Source organism: Sulfuricurvum sp. (assembly GCF_049587615.1).
Lineage (GTDB): Bacteria > Campylobacterota > Campylobacteria > Campylobacterales > Sulfurimonadaceae > Sulfuricurvum.
Genome location: NZ_JBAVEF010000046.1, coordinates 34,425 through 56,503 on the forward strand (window position 1 = coordinate 34,425; position 22,079 = coordinate 56,503).

A 22,079-nucleotide genomic window follows, 5' to 3' on the forward strand; every position below is an offset into this window, starting at 1 on the left:
CTAAAAATGATGACGCTTACAGCGGCTCGTATAACTTCCGCGCACAGCGTGCGCAACAGGGGTGATCGTCGTTCGCGTACGTGCGGCAATACGGCGAATCGTCTCAAGGCGGCGCGGCGAAAACGCAATCAGCATCTCATATTCTTCCCCGCTGCATTTACCTCTTTTGGATATCTTTTTATCCCATTGGATTCCCAGCCGATTCGCACGGGATAGCTTTTCGATGTCACTGCACAGACCATCCGAAAGATCCATACCGCATCGCAGATAAGGACGGGCATCGGAAACGAATCCCTGACGCAGCTTCGGAGCCACAAATCGGCTTTTCGTATGTACTTTCCCTCCGCTTAGCAGATAGCGTAAATCTCTTGCCGATTTCCCGATCGTTCCCGTATACGCGATGATATCGCCCTTTTTTAGCCCCCGTCGCAATAAGGGGTTCTTTGCTTGAGAGATAATCGTAATGGAGAGATCGAGTTTGGAGTTACTAATCGTATCTCCGCCTATAATCTCGATCCCGTACTCCGATGCCGCTGCACGTATACCGCGTGAAAGTTCATCCATCTGATGCAATGAGATCGATTTTGGCATTGCGACTCCCAGTAATGCATACGCAGGGGTCGCATTCATAGCAATCGCATCCGAGATGTTCACAATCATCGCTTTATATCCGATCTGATACGGGCTCAGCCACGTCCGTTTAAAATGGACATTTTCAAAAAAAACATCCTTGCTATAGACCCATTGGCCTACGCACGCCCCATCATCTCCGATGTGCGTTCCCGCAGAAGTGAAAGTGGAAATAAAATAGTTTTCTGCGTTCAAACCCTCTGTCCGTTCTCTAACTGTTGTGAAAAATGCTATTATTATAGACAAAATCGGATTACGGTTGTGTTAAATATCAACACTATTGACAAGAGTAGTGATAGAATTGCCTTTTGTTAATTTTGTACCAATTATGGATCATAGTAAAGGAGAATTATGCTGATTTCAATACGAAAAGTCTTTTTTAACCTTAAAAATGCATTGCTGTTTCTTGGCATCGGTGTTTTTATCCTTACCCTTCAACTTTTTTATCTATCGCAATATTCGGAGCGTTTGGGAGCTCTCAAAAATCAGCATCTTTTAATCAATAAGATTATCAATACCGATTTAAGTGACCCAAAAATGGCCTCTATTATGATTAACGGTGCCCTGTCCGAGATTGAACTCTCCGTTAAAGTCTCAGGGAAAGAGGCCTTTTTGGATTCATTCATCAATTCAAACGAAGAGCAGGCATCTCTTTTACGCTCTTTAGTGGTATCGTCTGAAGCCTTCCGCGACAATGCCCTCATCTGGTCTGAATCACTTGCCATATCCGAAAAATCTTCGCGTGCGCGGATGCTAAACGCACGTACGGCTTACCTCACCGATATTGATCGGATGACAGACTACCAGATCCACCTCATTCAAGAATCGATTGATACCGCTAAAATGATCGCCCTCGTGGTAGTGATGGCCGGCTTGCTTGTCTTTCTTTTGTATCGCTATCGTCTTGATCAAATTTACCGCGATATTCATAAAGCGTGTTCGGTTGACACCGACGGCACACGGAAAGTCATAGCAACCCAAGAAATAGATTTTCTCCTCAAACGACTGCGAAAATCTTCCCAAGATTCGCTCAACCCAAATCTCCTCAACCCCTTAAGCGGACTTAATAATGAAAAAGGGCTTATAAACGCTTTCAATGCAAAAAAAGCGGGAAAAGCAGGCAATACCGTATTTCTCGCCCTGTTTGAAATCGACCGCTATGCTACCCTTATCAACACCCTTTCCAAAGAGGATTTAAAGAATCTCTTTAACAAACTCGGCGAAATGTTCACAATGTATGAACAGCCCCTTGATGTTATTGCCCATATGGACGACGATCGTCTTATTTTTCTTATGTCCCGCAGCAGCAAAAAAACCGCTTTCGAAGAGTGCGAAAAAATCATTCAATCGGTTAAAGAGTCGAGTTTCACTACGGCACAAGGGCCTATCAAAATCACCTTAAGTGCCGGCTTCTTGCTCAAACCTCCGGTAAAAACAATTGATGAGGGGGTGCAGCAAGCCCTCCAGTTGATTGAAAATGCCAAAGAAAACGGGGGAAATTGTATCGTTCAACTACGTGATCTCTCCAACTCCTATCGATAGTCCCTCACCACAATGTAACTTTTCCACTCACATAGAGTGGAATAATTTTCCTTTATTGTTACCATTTTGGACAATAATGGAGAGTTTAAGCCCCTAGAGCCCCCTATAACCCTTTTTAATCTTACCCAAGGAGCGGCGCGCTATAATCGTCCACAGATTTTATCAACAAGGAAGGCGTATGAGTATTCCCATTTATACTTATGATGCGGTTATTGTCGGAGCTGGTTTAGCCGGATGTGCCGCAGCTCGCGAGTTGCAAAAAGCCGGTAAAAAAGTTGCCGTTGTCACGAAATTACATCCATTACGCAGTCACTCCGGTGCTGCTCAAGGTGGTATTAACGCAGCGTTTAGTGATGCTGACAGCGTTGAACTTCATGAGTTCGACACCGTTAAAGGATCCGATTATCTTGCGGATCAAGACGTTGTGCAGTTTATGTGTGAAAAAGCACCTGAAACAATCCGGTGGGTAGAGCGTATGGGAGCGGCATTCAGCCGTAACGAGGACGGGTCTATTGCTCAACGCCCATTTGGTGGACAATCATCACCGCGTGCCTGTTTTGCAAAAGACCGCACTGGTCTTACTCTCCTTCAAACCATTTACGAGCAAGCGTTTCGTGAAGGTGTCGAATTTTGGGATGAGTGGTACGTTGCTGACCTTTTGTATAATGAAGGAAAAGTATATGGCGTAAGTGCCTATAACATTCGTAACTCTGAGAAAGCGATTTTCAATGCAAAAGCCGTTATGTTCGCAACGGGCGGATACGCACGTGCCTTTAAAATCAATTCCAACGCCCATGCAAACACCGGTGATGGACTTTCACTTGTAGCGCGCCACGGCCTTCCTCTCGAAGATATGGAATTCGTCCAATTTCATCCATCGGGACTTTCAGGAAACGGTGTTTTGATCTCCGAAGCAGCTCGCGGTGAAGGGGGCAAACTCCTCAACTCACTCGGTGAGCGTTTTATGGAAAAATATGCACCGAATGCAATGGAACTCGCATCACGCGACGTTGTAGCCCGTGCGATCATCCAAGAGATCCGTGAAGGACGCGGTGTCGGTCCTCGCAAAGACGCCGTTTACATCGATCTTGTTCATTTGGGTAAAGAGAAAATCATGGAACGTCTTCCGGAGCTTCGTGACCTTGCGATCACTTTCCTCGGTCTTGATATGATTAAAGAGCCGATTTTGATCTCGGCAACAGCCCACTATTCTATGGGCGGTATCCCGATGGACAAACACGGACACGTTCGTAAAAACAATTCCGAGTTCGTCGAGGGATTCTACGCCGCAGGCGAATGTTCATGTTCGTCTGTCCACGGTGCAAACCGCTTGGGCGCAAACTCGGTTCTTGAAGCCTTGTTATTTGGCCGTTTTGTCGGTAAAACGATGGTGGATGAAGTCGACAGCATCACATTGCACCAAGCAACGGAAGCCGATGCAGCGCATATGATCGAAGAGATGAACTGGGTCTTGACCAATAACGGCCAAGAATCGGTACCCGCACTTCGTGAAGAGCTTCAGCAATCAATGAGCGATAATGCCGGCGTTTTCCGAACCGCAGAAACATTGAGTGCACAAATGGAAATTTTGAAAGATTTGCGCAACCGTTATAAAAACATTCGTATTGCCGATAAATCAAAAATTTTCAATACCGAACTCCAAGAAGCAATCGAATTCGGTCATATGCTCGATTATTCCCTCTTTATTGTTGCGAGTGCGTTGGATCGCAAAGAGAGCCGCGGCGCTCACTTTCGTGAAGACTTCCCGACACGTGATGATGAAAATTTCTTGAAACACACCATGGCGTACATGGATGAAAACGGTGAAATCAAGCTTGACTACATGGATGTAACCCTCGGTCGCCATGAACTCAAAGCACGATCATATTAAGGGAGAGAGTATGGAGTCGATAAAATCGCAACAAGTAACGTTTAAAGTTTTCCGTTTCAATGAAGAGACCGATTACCTTCCTTACTATAACACCTATGTCTTGGATGTAACCCATGAAGAGGTTGTCCTCGATATCCTCAACCGTATCAAGTGGGATCACGACGGAAGCCTGTCATATCGTCGAAGCTGCCGCCACGGTATTTGTGGTGTCTGCTCGATCAAAGTCAACGGCAAAGGGATTTTGGCCTGTAAATCACGCCTTTTTGATCTGATCAATGTTTTCGGAAGCGAACTCACGATTGAACCGCTCAGCACGAAACGGGCGATCAAAGACTTGATCATCGACAAAAAAGATTTCTGGGACAAGCACGCGCAAGTTAAACCGTATCTTGTGAGCGAAATCGAAGAACATCCGGCGCAAGAGCACCTTGTCAGCCCTCATGATGCCGAAAAGCTTCTCGAAGCAGACTACTGTATCCAATGCGGCGCATGTCACTATTCGTGTCCGGCATTGGCCATCAATGAAGAATTTATCGGACCTGCGGCATTCGCTGCGGCCTATCGATTCAGTGCCGATGTCCGTGATGACGCTTCCATTGAACGTCTCCACGTGGTAAACGAAGAGGCCCAAGGGGTTTGGGATTGTGTCAAATGTATGGAGTGTGCGCAGGTATGCCCTAAAGAGGTCAATCCGATCGAAAAAATCACCAAACTTCACAATATGGTATTTGAAGCGGGGATTGCTAAAAACAACGTCGCTACCCGCCATGCCGTCGGATTTGCCCACTCGATTGAAAAACACGGTCTACTCGATGAGGGTGAACTTGTCCGTTATTCGGAGGGGAATATCGGTGTACTAAAACACGTTCCGGTTGCTCTTAAAATGTTTGCCAAAGGTAAAATCGTATTGCCATGGAATATGCCGAAAGCCGATAAATTAGATGAGATCAAAAAACTAATCAAATCTTCATCAACAGTAAAGTTTTAGGGAGTACTCAATGGAAAAATTAAAATACGCACTTTTTACCGGTTGTACCGCAAAAGAGAGTACGCCGGAACAGATGATGTCGACATTGGCAGTGGCAAAAAAGCTTGGGATTGAACTTGTAGAATTGACTGAAGCTTCATGTTGTGGCGCTTCACATCTACAAGATTATGATGACTTTCTATCCCTTGTACTCAATGCACGTAATATTGCTTATGCTGAAAAGCACGGACTAACTATGGTTACTATCTGTAATACGTGTCAGCTCAATACGGCGATGACCAAACACCGCCTTGATCATAATGCAGAACTAAAAGCAAAAGTGAACGCAAAACTCTCCGAAGTGGGATTGGAGTACAAAGGTACGTCGCAAATCACCCATTTCCTATACGCTATTATCGATGATTTCGGTCTTGATAAGATTAAAGAGATGGTCGTAAAACCTTTAAGCCAATTTAATATCGCTCCGTTTTACGGATGTCACAATATCCGCCCTTCTGAGCTTCAAAATGAAACGCATAAAGGTCATGAAAACCCGTACACTCCGACGTCACTCGATGATTTGATCATCGCGTGTGGCGGTGTCAATGTTGATTATGAAGAGAAAAACAAATGTTGCGGTTTCCATGCTGAACTTCAAGCACCTCGTACAGCGGCGATCTTAACCGGTAATGCTGTCGCTGGAGCAATGGATGCGAATGCGGACTGGATGGTCACCCCCTGTCCTCTTTGTCACCTCAAACTCGATACTCAAACACACCATGCTTCAGTTGCTATCGGCCGTGACGTTTCACTTCCGGTTCTTCATATGCAACAGATGATAGGTTTAGCTCTTGGTTGTAGTGCCGATGAGTTAGGTCTCAAACACCACGTTACCAAAGTCGATTTCGTTTAATACACATGCCGAGGAGAGTTTTCTCTCCTCACCCTTCTACACTACTCTCCTCTCTGTCTATTCGGGACTTTCATTGCGAAAAAATCACTACGCTGTAAGGGCCTATAGAAACCGAAGCATGAAAGGGGAGTCCATCACACGCACCCTCTTTTGCAATAATATCGGTACTTGGATGGTTTCCGAAATCGTCATTGTACCCTTCCCAATCGCTGTTGAAGCGGAGTTTCCATGCCCCTTCGGCGGGAAAACCGATGACGTAGTCATTCTGTGCCTCATGGTAGAAGTTAGCAACGATGACAACGTCGTCCGATGTTCCCCCCTTGTCCCAGCGATGATATGCAATAACTTTGCGTTCATTGTTCAGATGGTACACCTGTGTAAACTGCCCGCACAAACCGCGTGTAAAACCCTCACGGTTGGAACGCAACCGTATAAGATCTCGGTACAATCGGACGATACCGTGAAACTCAGCACATTGATCCCAATCAACAGGAACCGTATCACGAAACCATCCCCCCTCTAGGAATTCTTGACCTTGAAAAAGCATTGGGATACCGGGGGAGGTAAAGACCATCGCGGCGGCCAATGTCGAACGTTTCCGTGCGTACCACCCTTTGGGATCATTCGGGTTGATCTCTTGCGGTACACGAGCATGGCCGTTTGCTACTTCGTCATGCGATTCGCTGTAAATCACCCGATCAAAGGCGTCATCGTTATAGCGGTATAAGATGGCATCACGTATGGCTTCGAGTGATCGCTGCTCGTCTTGGGGTGTTATCACCGCTTGACGTATGGGATGGACAAACATAGCGTCCCACTGAGAGGCAAATCCGGCTCCGCCGGCTCCGACTTCTTTGGTGAGCCATCTATTATTTTGAAGATCCTCAGCGATTGTGATCCGACCGGGAAACTTTTGGGTAATCTGGCTATTGATCCACTGAAGCAGGCTCCACCCCTCAGGAAGTTCCTGCACATCGAAACCGTCGACAGATCGAATGAATTGGGTACAGTCGAAACGGATGCCGTCTACATGATACTCATCGAGCCACATCATGGCATTATCCAAGAGGTACTGACGAACCTCTCCCCGTCCGTAATCGGGTCTTGTCTCCCCCCATGGAGTAATCGCTCGATCATCATTGTAAAAATAGATTCCGCCGCGACCGTTTTCGCTCCAGCCGTCAAACTGCCACAGATCGAGGTCGCTGGGGCCAAGGTGGTTGTACACAACGTCCAATATCACCGCAATACCCTCTTGATGAGCACGCTTAACAAACTGTTTAAACGCCAACGGCCCTCCGTATTCGCCGTCTACCGAAAAAATCTGGGAAGGGTTATACCCCCATGACCGTTCTCCCGCGAACTCACCTATCGGCATAATCTGGATCGCATTGATACCGAGTTTTTTCAAATGTCCCAGACGCGCGGATACCGATGAGAATTCACCCTGATGGAGAGTCTCTTCTTGGTCATTGAACGTCCCGACATGCAATTCGTAGATAACAAGTTCATTCCATGGTACGAGGGTAAAATCATCCCCCTGCCAGTCAAAACGGGTATCGTGAACGATAGCGTTGCCGACGGAGCTTGTCACCTCACGGGCATACGGATCGATCCGCTTGAATTCACCCCCCGCTGTTGTGAGGAGAAACAAATACTGATCATCCGCATGAGCCTCAGCCACATTTGCGTACCAATAGCCGTTTTCCTCAGATTGCATCGGGTGCATGGCAGCGTCCCATTCGTTGAACGATCCGATAACGGATACATGTTCTGCATGGGGTGCCCACACGCGGAAGGCAACTCCCTGAGCGTGCAGAATCGATCCCATCCCCTTGATTTTAGTTTCATTACTCATGGTTTAACTCTTCTTTTGACTAAGATCGGGCTACATTTTATCGGATAAATTATTATTTTGTAACTACTCCTCCCTCTTTATTCCAATCCTGAGCTTAAAGCCAAAGCCAATGCAAAATTGTCTGTTCTTTATTACGCCAATTCAAGTAGTAAGTGCAACACACGGTCAAGCTACAGAATAAGATTTCGTAATTGTATCAAAGAACACTTCTGCTGGTGTCTTATATCCAAACAGTTTGAACTTCTCAGAGATATGGGATGCAATACCTTTCAGGGATACCTTTTCAGCCGACCACAGAGGGGGGAATATTACGCCGTCTAATCGGCATTTCCACCGTTTGAGGTTAAACGATCATCTCTACTCTTTAAAAAGTTCAACCTGATATCCCAACATCCGAAACTGCTCAAGCAGTCCGTCTTCCCCAAGCAGATGCATTGCTCCGATCAATACGAATCCTATTTTATCCTCTTGCATCATCGCAATCAGTTTTGGTTTCCACCGATCGTTGCGCTGCTTTAGAATATGTTGATACATTTTTGGGGATTCATTCTTCATATCTTGAACCAATTCGCGTTCCAATCGTGCAGTTTTGCCCTGCCGCCATTCTTCGACCATCCATGGTATCATTGAATCCAACTGCTTCATATCATGCAGAGCTTGTAGGATCATGACATCCTCTTCACCTGCGCCGATCCCCGTGATAATATCTATTTGTTCTGCGATGGTTTCAAGGTAACGCTGCGGCAGATGATCGCTAAGGGCACGTCGGCTGTAGTGCATATCGACTCCGCTTTGATCCATCCCCATTTGCGCGAGTTTTAACTGTGTCAGGGTCAGTACCGCCGCCCATGGTTCCAATCGATCGAACATCCTAATGGTATAGCGTTGTGAAGCGAGATAAGAAGTGAGTTCAGCGTAGGTTTTTGAAGTGAGCTTGTTTGCAAGCGTTTGCCCCAGGGGCAAAATCATTTTTTGTGCCAACATCGCGGCAAACAGTTCGCTTTGTGTCCGTGCCAAATCGGTCTCAAAGACGACATAATCCGCCTGGGAATATGCCTTATCAAATTCACTCGGCAAAGGGTAATCCGAAGAGCGGAGAAGATGAATCGTTCCACCGAGATACATCGTATGTTTGGCGTCACTGATTTTCCAGACGCTCGATTCGCCAAAAAGCGAAGAAACGGAAAGAAAAAACAGGATAACAAATTTGAAAAAACCTCTTTTCATTCTCCGATGTCTTCATCCCACAGTTTCGGATGTTCCCGTATAAAGGTGCCCATCATCTCAATACAATCGTGATCGTTGAGGATGTCCAGTGTGACGCCGCGCGATGCGAGCATCTCTTCTTCCCCCATGAAATTACGGTTTTCACCGATCACGACACGGGGAATACCGTACAGGGCAATCGCACCCGAACACATCGGGCATGGGGAGAGGGTCGTGTAGAGGGTACAGTTTTTATAGACGGAGGTGCTTAAACGCCCCGCATTTTCCAGCGCGTCCATTTCGCCGTGCAAAATGGCACTCCCTTTTTGGATACGGCGGTTGTGCCCTCTGCCGATAATCTTACCTTCATACACCAGTACCGATCCGATGGGGATTCCCCCCTCTTCTCTCCCTTTTTGGGCTTCGCGGATCGCTTCTTGCATGAATACATCCATAGTATTCCCCTTCTCGCTTGCGCTCAGTTCATTTTACTGTTTCGGCCGAAATGCCTTGATTACCTCTTCGTTGCACTCCAGATACGGCCCCTCGATCAAATCGATGCAGTACGGTACGGCGGGAAATACGGCGTCCAAACACTCTCGGATCGATTTAGGTTTGCCGGGGAGATTGATAATCAAAGATTTGCCTCGAATTCCCGCTGTCTGTCGTGAGAGGATCGCCGTAGGGACGTATTTGAGGCTCACGGTCCGCATCAACTCACCGAACCCCGGCATCATCTTCTCGCAGACGTTTTCGGTCGCTTCAGGGGTCACATCGCGCTTTGCGGGACCTGTCCCCCCCGTAGTCACCACGAGACAACACCCCTCACGGTCACACAACTCCATCATCGTCTCTTCAATCGTATCTTGATTGTCAGGAATACAGCGGTAAACGATCTCGTGTTCCGATTTGAGGTAGTCTTTCATCGTCTCTTGAATCGCAACTCCTGAAATATCTTCATATATCCCCGCGCTTGCGCGGTCTGAGGCGGTAATAACCCCTATCTTGATGCTACTCATAATGACTCCTGTAAAAAATGATTTCCTCTTCGTATGGAGGTGACGGTGGCATAAGGGAGAAAAAATTCCCGAGCCCCTTCCACATCGATCACCCGGTCTTCCAATCCCAAATAGACCTCTATCCGTATCCCTTTGGCTCGTATGGTCTCCATCAGTTCCGGTGTCCACTCAAAATAGAGCAGTTCTTGAAGCGATTCGGCGTTATTGCTTCCTAATGTTATCGGTGCTACGGGTGAAGGGGCAAAACAACTCGTCAAAAAATTTTCCAGATACCGTTCGGCATCTTTGAAATATCCCCCCATCTGAAGACGGCGAAACGACTCTTTTTTTGTCTGAAAAAATGCGGGGGAAAAGAGCTGGAGGGTATCGATCCGTTCATGTGATTCAGCCGCATACTGCGCCGCTTTGATCGCTCCGTAGCTGAATCCCGCCACTGTGTAGTCGCTGTGTTTCAGATGGGGATCAAAAAAATGCTGATCGTCCGTGAGGGAAAAACCGCTATAAAATCTCATTCATCGTTGCTTTGGCAAGGGCTTTGGATATGTGCTCGTATTCATCGAGAATCGCTTCAAATTTGGAAAGAATTTTTTCATGCCGCTCCAACAGAATACTCATCTCCTGATAAAGACGATCGAGGAGTTGCGACTCATCCTCCGCGCTAGGCTGTAAGGTATTTCCCATTCCGTATTCGTACACCATCGCATGAACGAGATCTTTGGCGACGGACAGATCATGCGATGCGTTACTGGCATGTTCACCAAAACGGAGGTGTGAGGATGCAATCCCGGCCAAATGAACCCTGACATGGGCTTCTATCTCATGGCGCAGCTGCGGTTCCGCCGTCGGTGGGGTGATCGCATCGTTCGTGAGGGTGATCTTTTCATAGGGGAGATCAAACCATGTGGCGGCAAACACTTTTCCCGCTTGGTAGCGAACCTGATAACGGCGCTGTTCATCACTCAGCATCGCGATTTTCTTTTTCCCGAACATCACTTTGTCTTTAACGGCGATAAAGTGTTCCGCACGTACTTGTATCTCTGCTTGACGCATACACAGTAGTGCCGCTTCGTTAACCAATGCCGCGAGTGAGGCTCCGTTGAATCCGACCGTCATTTTGGCAATTTCGGCAATCGAGAGGTCGTGGGGGATATGGCGAAGGTATTTTTGCAAAATGGCTTCACGCTCCGATGCGGTAGGAAGCTCGACGAAAATACGGCGATCAAACCGTCCGGCACGAAGGAGTGCCGCATCCATTACATCGATGTTGTTCGTTGCGGCAATAACGACGATACCGCTCGTCTCTTCAAACCCGTCCATCTCGGTGAGAAGCTGATTGAGAGTCCCTTCGCGTTCATCGTTTCGGCCCCCTTCTCGCTTTTTACCGACCGCATCAATCTCGTCGATAAAGATGATAGCCGGGGCATTTTTCTTGGCGGCAGAGAAGAGTTCACTGACCCGCTTTGCCCCCATACCGACGTAAATCTGCACAAACGACGCACCGCTTTGGTAGAAAAAGGGGACATCCGCTTCGGCGGCAACCGCTTTGGCGATCATCGTTTTTCCGACCCCCGGAGGGCCTACTAGCAAAACACCGCGAGGCATACGGGCACCGAAGCTGTAGTACCGTTTCGGATTGCGTAAAAAGTCAATGATCTCTTCGAGTTCCTCTTTGACATCACCGATACCGCCGATATCGCTGAAACGGACTGTTGATTTGACCGAAGCGACGTTCGATGAGGGTGCTTCAGGCTCGGGTACCGATTTAACTACAGGAATGTCAACCGGTGTATCCTCCTCAAATCCGAGTTTGCTCTTCCACGCCCAATATCCCGCTCCGGCAATGAGGGCAAAAAAGAAGAAAAACCATATCCATCCGTTCCCCCCCTTCGGTTCAATCACAAGATGCGCCGTAAGCTCAGCGGGGAGCTGCGACGAAGAAATCTTGACCACACCGTTATCTTTAGTCGCAAAATAGGTATATCCATCATCGCTGAATGCTTTTTCAATTTGGTTATTCTGAATGAGTTTAGTAGCCTCATCAAGCGTTACTGTATCGCCGCTGTCGCGCAATAAAGCGAAAAGAAGTAAGAGGAGAACTATCCCACCCGATACGATAAGGATGAGCTGATTTCGGTTAAAATTTGGCCATGTTATATTCATCATATACCTCATAGTTTTCCAGCGTGATCCAGTCACCGCTGATATCTTCGCTTGATTGGATGATAACCTTGTTGTAAAACTGATCATACCCCATGTAGTCATTTCCTTCAGCCGATTCGACCAATACTTCCAACGGCGTTGAAGCCATCTTGTTTCGAAATGCACGATTATTGGACTCGATTAGCGCATTAAGCTCCAACATCCTTTTCGCCGAGAGGGTTCCGTTCACTTCGGGTTTCATCAACGAACTCGGCGTTCCATCGCGCTTAGAATAGGTAAATGGATGGATATGAGTCAGATTAAGGGAGCGGATATTGTCCATCGCCTCTTCCCAGATCGGATCACTCTCTCCCGGGTGGCCGACAATAAAATCGGTCCCAAGGGCAAATCCTTTGGCATTCAGCATACCGAACAGCTCAACATCGCTCGCATGACGGTTCCGACGGTTCATCATCCGAAGCATCGCGTCTGAGCTGTGTTGAATCGCGATATGTAGATGGCGCTCCAGCCACGGCTCATCCAAAATTTCCCGAAATGATTCATTGATCTGAATCGGTTCCAAGGAGCCGACACGGATACGGCGAACTCCCCGAATAAGTGACATTTTCTTCATGAGCTCCGCGATATTTCGCCCTTCTCCCTGCCCGTAGCTTCCGACGTTCGTCCCGGTAAGGACGAATTCGCCGAAGCCGTTGGAAGCGAGCCGTGATACCTGCTCTAAAATTTTAGCTTCATCCATACTACGGGCATCACCGCGCACATAGGGGATAATGCAGTAACTGCAGCGGAAATTGCACCCTTCCTGAATCTTGATAAATGCACGCGATTTCCCAACGAACTCATCAACGATGGCATCATCGATGTAGTTCAAATCCCCGATCTCATAAAAACGGCTCTCTTGTGAAAGGAGGGTATTGATCTTCATCTTCTCTGAGGGTCCGAAAACGCCCTGCACTTTCCCGGTACCGAAAAGGCTTTCCCCTTTGGTATGGGCGCCGCATCCGGTCAAAAAAAGCTTTTTCCCCTGCTTATTCATCTGATTGATGTAACCGCGAACACTCACGTCGGCTCCGTTGGTGACGGTACACGAATTGACGACGACGATATCCGCTTCGCTTTCCTCTTCCGTCACGTCATAATCGCGGAGCGCACTCATCATTACCTGTGAATCAAACACATTGGTACGGCACCCGAAGGTTTTGAAATAAACTTTAGGTTTCATTGGACATCCATAGGAGAGGGTGATTTCGGAGGGATAGGAGCGGTATAAAACGTTTGGGTCGGGTAGGCAATCGTTATATCATGCTCGGCATTAAACGCATCAACGATATCGGCAGAAATCGTACTGCGAAGCGTTAAGGTCGCATACGCGTTGGTCAAATACCACGCACTTACTTTTACTCCGTTGCTTTCGATAAACGTAAATACGCGAGGTTCAACATTACTGTTTTTCAGACTGTATCGATCGCGTAGTTTGTTGATCTGTTTTCGGGTGATATCGGTATATCCTTTCGAATATTTACGACAGATTTCTTTCACAATATGGGCCGCTTTTTTGTGGTTCGAATCAAACGTGATGATAATATCGATCCCATCCCAAACCGTTTTGAGCGATCCGTGCGAATAGTTGGCGATCATCGACGTAAAAATATAATTATTCGGGACGAATACAATCCGTCCCGCACGGCGGTTGGTTTCAACAGTGGTTAGGGTAACATCTTCCATGATGGTAATACGCTGCATCGAAATGTCCAAAACATCCCCCACATATTCCATCCCATCTTTCACGAAGCGGACACGATCCCCCACATGAATTGACCCTCCGACGACAATGACCAGCCAACCGAGCAAAGACATAAACCAGTCCCGCATCGCGATCGCCAAACCGGCAGAGGCAAACCCGAGAACGGTTGCAAAATAACCGACATTATCGATATAGCTAAAGAGGAGGATTAAAATGATGAGCGTCACATTGATGAACGTCACAATTTTATTGGCCATATAAAACCGCTCATTATCGACGATGTAGCGTTTAATGACCCGCTTGAACAAAAAGGAGATCAAGAACAGAATAATCACAATCATGCTGATATTCAGCAATTTGAAAATCTGGTCTTTCACCTCTTTATTGATTTTAGCTTCGGTTGATTCTATCCGCTTTTCATAGACATCGGCGGTCGAAATAAGGGTTTCGAGGGCGAGTTTGAACTTTTCAACCTGCAACAATGTCGCTTCGAGTTCAACCTCATAATCGACGGTGGGGTTCAGTCGGGTTAAATCTTTATACAAACCGACTTGGCGTTCCAAAAGGGCTATCAGCTCTTGTAACTCCTCTTCCCGTAGAACATAATCATGATACTGGCTGTTGAGCCGTTTAACGTAAGAGAGCCCTGTTACGATGTCAAAAGGGTTGGTGATGGAGGGGAGTTCCCCGGCTTCATCGGGCTTTAACAACGAAACAAAAGGGGATGTCCCCTGCGCTTTCAGGAGTTCGATTTGATCGATCAGAACTTTTTGTTTGGCTTGAAGCGCTTCAATTTCGAGTTTGCGCTCAAGATTCGGAGCGCGGTTCTGAAGCTGTTCAATACGGTATTTGACATCCCTGAGACTTTTTCGAGACTCTTGATACGCCATATACGAGTTATAACTTTTAAGCCAGATACTATTGGCCCGCGACAGCTCTTTTTGAATTTTAGAGAGCTCTTCTTGGGCCTTTTGGATTTCAATCTCTTTGGAGAGTTCTACGGCTTGTTCCGGCAGGGGTTGTTCATCATTGACTGCGGCATGCAGTGTTAAAACCGCACAAAACAGTGCTGCCAAAAAAAAGCGAGCGTTTCTCATGCACCGATCCCTTTAAATGTTGCCAATACCTTCTTGACCGTTCCTTCTTCGATTGTATCGGTAATCTCAACCGCTCCGATTCCGCGGGGAAGGATAAACGTAATCGCGCTGTCAGCACTTTTTTTATCCAGGAAAAAGGTTTGGTAAAAACGTTCGACATCGCTGATCGGATAGGTGAGCGGCAAACCGTAGCGCCCCAAAAGCGCTTTTACGCGCTCTGCTTCCGCACGGCTCATCAGCCCCACTTCGCACGCCAGCTCATTGGCCATCACGATGCCGATCGCGACACTCTCCCCGTGCAGATAGGTTTCGTACTTCGTTTCATTTTCGATCACATGACCGAACGTATGCCCGTAATTCAAAGCGGCCCGAAGCCCCTGCTCTTTTTCATCCTCTTCAACGACACCGGCTTTGGTCTCAACCGCCTTAGCAATGGCATACTGAAGATTATCCCCATCACGCAGATCATTCTCTTCCAACCACTCAAAAAACGGTGCATTGAAAGTCACCGCCATTTTAACGATCTCGGCTACCCCTGCGCCAAATTCACGCGAAGGGAGGGTATGTAAAAAGCTCGGATCGATGTAGACGGCGCGAGGCTGGTGGAACGCACCGATCAAATTTTTTCCGAAACGGTTGTTAACCCCCGTTTTCCCTCCGACACTTGCATCCACCTGGGACAACAGCGTCGTCGGAATCTGAATAAAATCGATCCCACGGTTGTACAAACTTGCACTAAATCCGCCCATATCGCCTATGACACCGCCGCCGAACGCGATCAAAAGGGATTTGCGATTGAGGCGATGATCAAACATGCGATCCAAGACACTCTCAATCGTCGCAAGCGTTTTATACTGCTCGCCGTCAGGAATCGTGATGATGTAAACCTCTTTGGCTTTGAGAGAAGCCAGAAGTGTTTGCAAATGAAGCCCCGCCACTTTCGGATTGGTCAAAATAGCAACCTTACCCTCAAAATTTATCTCCGGCAACGGACCGATATGAAGGGGATAAGAGTCATCGATAATACGTTTGAGATTGATAGAAATCGTCATAGAAAAACCTGATAGATTAAGTTATTGCGTAATGAATTATATATTACAGAAATACGACTTAAAACCCTCTTGACAAGGGTTAAATTTGCGTAGGGATAAAAAGTTGGTGATAGCGGTCGAGTTTGCGGTAAAGGACCTCAGGATCGGTCGAGAAAAAGGTATTCAACGGGTTCATGAACATTTTAGACGTAAAGGGTAAAACGTGCATAAAATTCTCTCTTTCACAGAGGGTTCGAATGGGGTTTTCCTCTTGCTCAGCGACATGGATCGATTTCGAAAAAATGGCCGAAAGGTTATTGAAATGTTCAATTACTTCCGCCTTATGAGCCCCCTCTTCATGCGCATAATCGATCAGTTCCAGATTAAACCCGAACTGGGACGAGACGTCGAATATGGTGGTCGAAATATTTTCGATATGCCCCTCTTCACTTAAAATGACCACACTCTCTTTCAAAGATGAAAAAGAGCGTTCAGCCAATTTTAGCACCGGCACATTTCCGGCATAAAGTTTTTTACGAATCGAACTCTTGGCAAAAGCGCTGTGGGAAACCAAGAAGAGACCGATATGATATTTCTTAATATCATCAAGTATCATCCCTTCATCAGGCTTTGCATCGTAACAGATATCAATGGTTATTCCCGTTTGAACCGAAGCTTTGATCATCCGGAGAACGTCAATATCGCCGGGATTGATCACTTTGATAATCAGCGGTTGACGAAGCTTTTTCTGAATATAGATACTGCGTCTGACCAGGGCCATGATTGCGGAGGGTTTTTCGATACGCATATCGATGTAAAGGTACACTTTTGATCCGAAAGGGGCAGGAAACTGTCCCAGCTCGCGTTTAATGGCCCGATAGATTGAACGAAGTACACCGGGATCACCCACCACGACCAGCGTATCATTGGGTTGAATCATTTTATTGTCACTGGGGATAATCAACTGCCTGTTTCGATAAATGGCTGCGATTTTCCAGTTTTTTTGCTCGATCGAACCGATATGACGGTAAACGAACGAACTCCCGAAAGGGACCAAGACTTCCATGATTTCCCCCAACCCTAATCCGATATTTTTGGCGAGAACCGGAATATTGGGGAGATAGTCGATCAGGTTGGCCGCAATCAGCTCTTGCATATTGACCCATTCGACACCGTCGCAGGGGCTTAGCGCATTCCATAAATCAAGTGCGATGATACGCATGGAGGGCTTGTACAGACGTATATTCTTGATCGTATGTTCCAAATCGTTCTGGTTTTCCATCACCAGAATAACCTGCCAAAAATCCATTTTCAGCAAATGGGAAATTTTGTAAAAACTGGTAGGATCAAATTGAAAAAATTTGAACCGTGCAGGGTTATAACCTTTAAAACTATTCTCTTGTGTCTGGACAAAATAATAGAGATTTTCACTGGTATAGGTGCCGATCACACGTTCGATGTAATGGTGACCGACAGCTCCGTCACTGACAATTAAAATTTTTTTCATTAACCTGCAGACTTCTTATGGTGTTCAATTTAGAGGTGAGATTGTACCACATTTGTTTAAAGCAACTTTTCTTGCCCGATCCGATAGAGGGCGAAATCGTATTTGAGGGGATCATACGGATCAAATTTTTTAAGATTTTCAGTCAATTCGATTGCCGCTCTCATATCGCATTGAGTACGCTTTAAAAGCCCTAAACGACGCGATACGCTAAACGTATGGGTATCCAACGGCATAATCAAATCGCTTTGCTGCACCCCATTCCATAACCCCATATCCAGTTCGCTTCGGCGCACCATCCACCGCAAGTACATCATCCATCGCTTCATCGCCGATGCCTTGGCGATAGCGACAATCGGCTTACCGATCAAAAACTCATACCCCTGCGAGCGATACGGATTCAGATCGTAGAGTTTCGCAATCACTAAAGATACGCCGCCCACGATCCCGTCGGCGTCATATCCCTCTTGAAATACCCTCTGAACTCCGCCGAGCGTTTTGAGTGCACCTAACGTCAGAAACCATTGGACGATGTCCTCCGTACTTTGAAAACGGTAGTATTTCCCCTCCAATCGTGTCCGCAGAACCGACTCCTCTTCATCCATCAAGTTCGGTTCCAACGAGGATAAAAAAGTGACGATCGATTTGGCATTCCCATACGCGAACAAGGCACACGTCAGGGCATGATGTTCATCCCGACATCGGCGTGCAATCATCAGCGGGTCAGGACGCTCCTCGCACAATTCGTCCTTATGGTTCCGGGCTTCGACCTCAGCATCCAGATAGGCTTTAAGATGTTTCAAGAGCGCCCTAACAAATACAGCTGTTTGCGCTCCGATGATCCGGCTATGTTGAGCTGTTTGCGGTATTTGGCAATGGTTCGGCGTACCATCGTGATTTTAAACTTCTCCTGAATCATCTCAAGCAGCTTCATATCACTGAGGGGTTTTTTGTGCGATTCGTTTTTGACCAATTCACTGACATATTCTTTGATCGCGGCATTGGAAACATCTTCATCGATCGCGGTGGTGAAAAAATCTTTCATCGGATAGATCCCCCGATCGCACGCGATGTATTTATTCGCGATCGCACGGGAAATTGTCGAGGGGTTATGGCCGAACTCATCTGCTAACGTTTTGAGGGTGAGCGGTTTGATCGCACCGCCGGTAAAAAAATCGTATTGATATTCGACAATCATCAACCCGACTTTGTACAACGTTGCTTTACGCATCTCCAACGCGTCAACAAGGCTTTTGGCTTCTTTGAGTTTATCCCGCACAAACGGGTGATCGACACCATAAGCCGCATCAATCGTTACACTGGGATAATAACGGTCATTCAGCCGCACCTCGATCCCCTCTTCAGGATCATTATGAATCATGAGGTCGGGAATCACCTGCGTCGAGTCTTCCATGTAATCGATGGCCGGAGGATTTTTGAAACTGCCGATGACCCGCATGGCTTCTTCAAAAGAAGCCTCTTTACGATAACTCCCCAGTTCTTCTAAATGGGAAATCATCTCGCGTGCAAGGGTGTATCCGCTATCGCTGATCGACGAAGATTCGAGTTGAAATAAAAAAGATTCTACGACGTTTCGTGCACCGATACCCACCGGATCGATATGGATAAAGCGGAGACGAACTTTTTCAAATTGATTAATATCAATTCCCTCCGCATGGCAAAACGTTTCACTTTCCCCCTCATAATATCCCCCTTCATCAAGATTCTCGATAATATGCAGAGCAATTTTACGTGATGCCGGGGTAGGAAACAAGGAGCTCTCTATCTGCTCTTCAAGCACTTCATACAAACTCTTTTGTTGAACGGTAAGCGCTTCGATCGCTTCGCTGTGAGAATTTTGAACGTATCCGTATTGAATTTTTTTCGGGATTCTGGATTCAAAAGACTCCTCATACCCCGATTTTATATCGATAAGCGGGTTTCCTTCGACAAACGGAGCCATCGCTTCGCCCAAATCACTGAGACTCGATTGAAGGATCGGCAGCCAGTTGCGAAGGGTGTTGGAAAGCTTGTTTTTTAGCTCGACGCTCGTTTTTACCCGTAACATGGAAGCTAAAACTTGAACGATTCACCGAGGTAGTGTTGACGCACATCTGCATTATGGGCTATCTCATCACTCGATCCGGAGGCGAGCAATTCCCCACTTTTAATAACATACGCCCGATCACAAACCGCTAAGGTTTCACGGACATTATGATCGGTAATCAAAACGCCGATTCCGTATTCCACCAGTTGCGAAATCACCCCCTGAATATCCATAACGGCAATCGGGTCAACCCCGGCAAACGGCTCATCCAAAAGCAAAAAACGGGGCTTATTAACGAGGGCTCGGGCGATTTCGGCACGACGGCGTTCCCCACCGCTGAGATTGATCCCGCGACGGTTTCGGATCGGCTCGATGTTAAACATCTCCAGCAACTCTTCGATCCGTTTTTCAGCTGTCTCTTTATCGAGTTTCCCCGCTTGTGCGGCGATAATAAGGTTCTCTTCAACCGTAAGGTCTTTAAAAATAGAGGCTTCTTGCGGCAAATACCCTATCCCCATACGCGATCTTTGATGAAGCGGCAGATTGGAAACATCCTCACCGTCGATAAATACCTTCCCCCCCGTCGCTTCAATCAGACCGCAGATCATGTAAAACGTTGTTGTTTTACCCGCACCGTTCGGTCCGAGAAGCCCCACGACCTCACCGGTACGCAGTTCCATACTGATACCCCGAACAATTTCATGATTTTTGATCGTTTTAACCAAATGGTCAATTTTTAACTCATGCACGCTGCACCTCATAACATCGCGACGTCTCATCGCATTTGGTAATTTTTAAAATAATTGTCTCAATCCCGCAACGTTTAAGCCACCCGATGAGGGTCTCGTCTCCCCACTCAATCAGATGATACCCTTCCCGTTCCAGCTCTTCCATCATCCCCAGACTTAAAAACTTCTCAAAACCGTAGTTGTAAAGATCGTAGTGATAAAGCTGTTCGCCATAACGCTGCTGGAGAGAAAACGTCGGTGACGTCACGGCATCCTCCATCCCAAGATGGCGGGCAAAGGCTTGCGTCAGCGTTGTTTTACCGCTGGCCAAATCCCCCTGTAAAATGATGACACCTCCCTTCGGAAGTTCCTTTTGCATCATTTCGCATAATGACGATAACTGATCCCGTCCCAATTTCATCATAGTTTGGACGATACCGATACGATTTGCTCCAGCTTGGCTGCCGCTTTGCCGCTCAAAAGAGCTTCACGGGCCATCTCAAGCCCCTCTTGGACATCACGAGCCATTCCGTCAGCTATCAGAGCGTAGGCCGCATTGATGAGGACCATATCGCGCTGAGGGTCCGTAGCACGGTTATTGAGCACATTTCTGAAAATCATGGCATTCTTTTCCACATCACCGCCCAAAATCGCTTCGAACGGTACCCGTTTGATCCCCAAGCTTTGCGGATCGATCTCGAAATACTCGATCGTATCGTTATACAGGCGTGCGGCATACGTGATATCGCTGATGCTGATCTCATCCATTTTTTCGCGTGAGCTCACCACAATCGCCGATTTCATTCCCCCCATTTGCGCCGCTTCGGCCATTTTAGAGACGAACATTTCATCAAACACTCCCAGCAAAATCTTCGAGAGTCCCACTGGATTGGTGAGGGGACCTAAAATATTAAAAACGGTCTTCTCCGGGATACTTCGCCGGATCGGCATAATAAACTTCATTGCCGGATGGTGATACTGTGCAAACAAAAAGGTAAATCCGGTCTCTTCGAGCAACGCGGCACTTTTATCCAGACTCAGATCGAGTTTAACCCCTAAGTGTTCCAATACATCGGCACTTCCCGATTTAGATGTGATCGAGCGGTTACCGTGCTTGGCAACATAGGCTCCGCAGGCGGAGAGGAGGATCGATACCGTGGAGCTGACATTAAAACTCCCGCTTTTATCTCCTCCCGTCCCGACAACATCGATCAGCTTGGCCTTAAGCTCCGGGGCAACGCTCAGTGCAAGGGCGTGACGCTTCATCACCTCTGCCGCCGTAGCGATCATCGAGGATGACGTTGCTTCGTTCAGGGTCAGAGAGAGTAAAAAATCCCGCATCTCCTCATCGCTGAGACGGTGCTCAAACAGTGCTTCAAAATCGGATTTTGTGGGATTCATACCAACTCCTTGACGTAAAGATGCTGCTGAGATTTCGGTGTCGATTTCATGGTCGGTATGGCTAATACCTCATAACGCATCTGCTTTTCAAGATACACAAGGGTAATAATATCCCCGACGGCGACGTTTTTAGCGGGCTTCACCGCTTTGTCATTGATGTAGACGACTCCCTCGCCGATCATGTCCTGAGCGACGGCACGGCGTTTGGTCAAATTAACCGCATTTAAAAATTTATCAATTCGCAAAGAGGTTCCGTAGTATTGAGTTTGAAGTGTTTATTGTAGGTAATGAAAGCTAAAAGAGAGGTAAGAGCGCAAAAATTGTTCCACTATTTTCACACC

Annotated in this window: 21 protein-coding genes; 4 read left to right on the forward strand and 17 right to left on the reverse strand. The window is 47.1% G+C overall.

What is annotated here, in order from left to right:
• Positions 1–825 (reverse strand): thiamine-phosphate kinase, encoded by an 825-nt coding sequence (locus WB308_RS07775; protein WP_424190622.1) that lies wholly within the window; start codon positions 823–825, stop codon positions 1–3.
• A gap of 156 nt (positions 826–981) precedes the next feature.
• Between WB308_RS07775 and WB308_RS07780 the strand changes: the two genes are divergently transcribed.
• The 4 genes from WB308_RS07780 (at position 982) to WB308_RS07795 (ending at position 5,943) form a co-directional block, all read left to right on the forward strand.
• On the forward strand, positions 982–2,172 hold the full coding sequence (locus tag WB308_RS07780; RefSeq protein WP_424190624.1) for a GGDEF domain-containing protein: 1,191 nt from the start codon (positions 982–984) through the stop codon (positions 2,170–2,172).
• Positions 2,173–2,350: 178 nt separating this feature from the next.
• A complete protein-coding gene (gene sdhA, locus WB308_RS07785) occupies positions 2,351–4,063 on the forward strand; it encodes a succinate dehydrogenase flavoprotein subunit (protein WP_424190626.1) in 1,713 nt (570 codons plus the stop codon).
• Positions 4,064–4,073: 10 nt separating this feature from the next.
• On the forward strand, positions 4,074–5,051 hold the full coding sequence (locus tag WB308_RS07790) for a succinate dehydrogenase/fumarate reductase iron-sulfur subunit (protein ID WP_424190628.1): 978 nt from the start codon (positions 4,074–4,076) through the stop codon (positions 5,049–5,051).
• A gap of 10 nt (positions 5,052–5,061) precedes the next feature.
• A complete protein-coding gene (locus tag WB308_RS07795) occupies positions 5,062–5,943 on the forward strand; it encodes a CoB--CoM heterodisulfide reductase iron-sulfur subunit B family protein (RefSeq protein WP_424190630.1) in 882 nt (293 codons plus the stop codon).
• Between the two features lie 70 nt (positions 5,944–6,013).
• Here the strand turns inward: WB308_RS07795 and WB308_RS07800 are convergent, their stop codons facing one another.
• The 16 genes from WB308_RS07800 to WB308_RS07875 all read right to left on the reverse strand — a co-directional run bounded on the left by WB308_RS07800 (position 6,014) and on the right by WB308_RS07875 (position 21,983).
• Entirely contained in the window at positions 6,014–7,801 is a 1,788-nt protein-coding gene (locus WB308_RS07800) for an alpha-amylase family glycosyl hydrolase (RefSeq protein ID WP_424190632.1), read from the reverse strand.
• 357 nt (positions 7,802–8,158) lie between these two features.
• Positions 8,159–9,028: a TraB/GumN family protein gene (locus WB308_RS07805; RefSeq protein WP_424190634.1), complete on the reverse strand. Its 870-nt coding sequence runs from the start codon at positions 9,026–9,028 to the stop codon at positions 8,159–8,161.
• A complete protein-coding gene (locus WB308_RS07810; RefSeq protein WP_424190636.1) occupies positions 9,025–9,462 on the reverse strand; it encodes a nucleoside deaminase in 438 nt (145 codons plus the stop codon). Before WB308_RS07810 ends, WB308_RS07805 begins: the two co-directional genes overlap by 4 nt.
• Before the next feature lie 33 nt (positions 9,463–9,495).
• Positions 9,496–10,026, reverse strand: coding sequence for a molybdopterin adenylyltransferase (gene mog / locus WB308_RS07815; RefSeq protein ID WP_424190638.1), 531 nt, complete (start codon positions 10,024–10,026; stop codon positions 9,496–9,498).
• Positions 10,023–10,538 carry a pimelyl-ACP methyl ester esterase BioV gene (gene bioV / locus WB308_RS07820; RefSeq protein ID WP_424190639.1) on the reverse strand — a complete coding sequence of 172 codons (516 nt, stop codon included), beginning with the start codon at positions 10,536–10,538 and terminating at the stop codon, positions 10,023–10,025. The genes mog and bioV overlap by 4 nt, the downstream gene beginning before the upstream one ends.
• Complete coding sequence (locus WB308_RS07825; RefSeq protein ID WP_424190641.1) at positions 10,525–12,186, reverse strand: AAA family ATPase; 1,662 nt, start codon at positions 12,184–12,186, stop codon at positions 10,525–10,527. Before WB308_RS07825 ends, bioV begins: the two co-directional genes overlap by 14 nt.
• Complete coding sequence (mtaB, locus tag WB308_RS07830) at positions 12,161–13,408, reverse strand: tRNA (N(6)-L-threonylcarbamoyladenosine(37)-C(2))-methylthiotransferase MtaB (protein ID WP_424190643.1); 1,248 nt, start codon at positions 13,406–13,408, stop codon at positions 12,161–12,163. Before mtaB ends, WB308_RS07825 begins: the two co-directional genes overlap by 26 nt.
• Positions 13,405–15,027 (reverse strand): mechanosensitive ion channel domain-containing protein, encoded by a 1,623-nt coding sequence (locus tag WB308_RS07835; RefSeq protein ID WP_424190645.1) that lies wholly within the window; start codon positions 15,025–15,027, stop codon positions 13,405–13,407. The genes mtaB and WB308_RS07835 overlap by 4 nt, the downstream gene beginning before the upstream one ends.
• Positions 15,024–16,079: a 3-dehydroquinate synthase gene (gene aroB / locus WB308_RS07840; RefSeq protein WP_424190647.1), complete on the reverse strand. Its 1,056-nt coding sequence runs from the start codon at positions 16,077–16,079 to the stop codon at positions 15,024–15,026. The genes WB308_RS07835 and aroB overlap by 4 nt, the downstream gene beginning before the upstream one ends.
• 79 nt (positions 16,080–16,158) lie before the next feature.
• A complete protein-coding gene (locus tag WB308_RS07845) occupies positions 16,159–17,565 on the reverse strand; it encodes a COG3400 family protein (RefSeq protein WP_424190649.1) in 1,407 nt (468 codons plus the stop codon).
• A gap of 56 nt (positions 17,566–17,621) precedes the next feature.
• Entirely contained in the window at positions 17,622–18,365 is a 744-nt protein-coding gene (locus WB308_RS07850) for a TIGR02757 family protein (RefSeq protein WP_424190651.1), read from the reverse strand.
• Entirely contained in the window at positions 18,362–19,630 is a 1,269-nt protein-coding gene (locus WB308_RS07855; RefSeq protein ID WP_424190653.1) for an RNA polymerase factor sigma-54, read from the reverse strand. Before WB308_RS07855 ends, WB308_RS07850 begins: the two co-directional genes overlap by 4 nt.
• 5 nt (positions 19,631–19,635) lie before the next feature.
• Complete coding sequence (gene lptB, locus WB308_RS07860) at positions 19,636–20,358, reverse strand: LPS export ABC transporter ATP-binding protein (RefSeq protein ID WP_424190655.1); 723 nt, start codon at positions 20,356–20,358, stop codon at positions 19,636–19,638.
• The gene (gene tsaE / locus WB308_RS07865; RefSeq protein WP_424190657.1) at positions 20,351–20,761 is read right to left on the reverse strand and encodes a tRNA (adenosine(37)-N6)-threonylcarbamoyltransferase complex ATPase subunit type 1 TsaE; all 411 of its coding nucleotides are present in this window, start codon (positions 20,759–20,761) and stop codon (positions 20,351–20,353) included. Before tsaE ends, lptB begins: the two co-directional genes overlap by 8 nt.
• A complete protein-coding gene (gene trpD / locus WB308_RS07870) occupies positions 20,758–21,738 on the reverse strand; it encodes an anthranilate phosphoribosyltransferase (RefSeq protein WP_424190659.1) in 981 nt (326 codons plus the stop codon). Before trpD ends, tsaE begins: the two co-directional genes overlap by 4 nt.
• A complete protein-coding gene (locus WB308_RS07875) occupies positions 21,735–21,983 on the reverse strand; it encodes an RNA-binding S4 domain-containing protein (RefSeq protein ID WP_424190661.1) in 249 nt (82 codons plus the stop codon). The genes trpD and WB308_RS07875 overlap by 4 nt, the downstream gene beginning before the upstream one ends.
• Between the last annotated feature and the right edge of the window lie 96 nt (positions 21,984–22,079).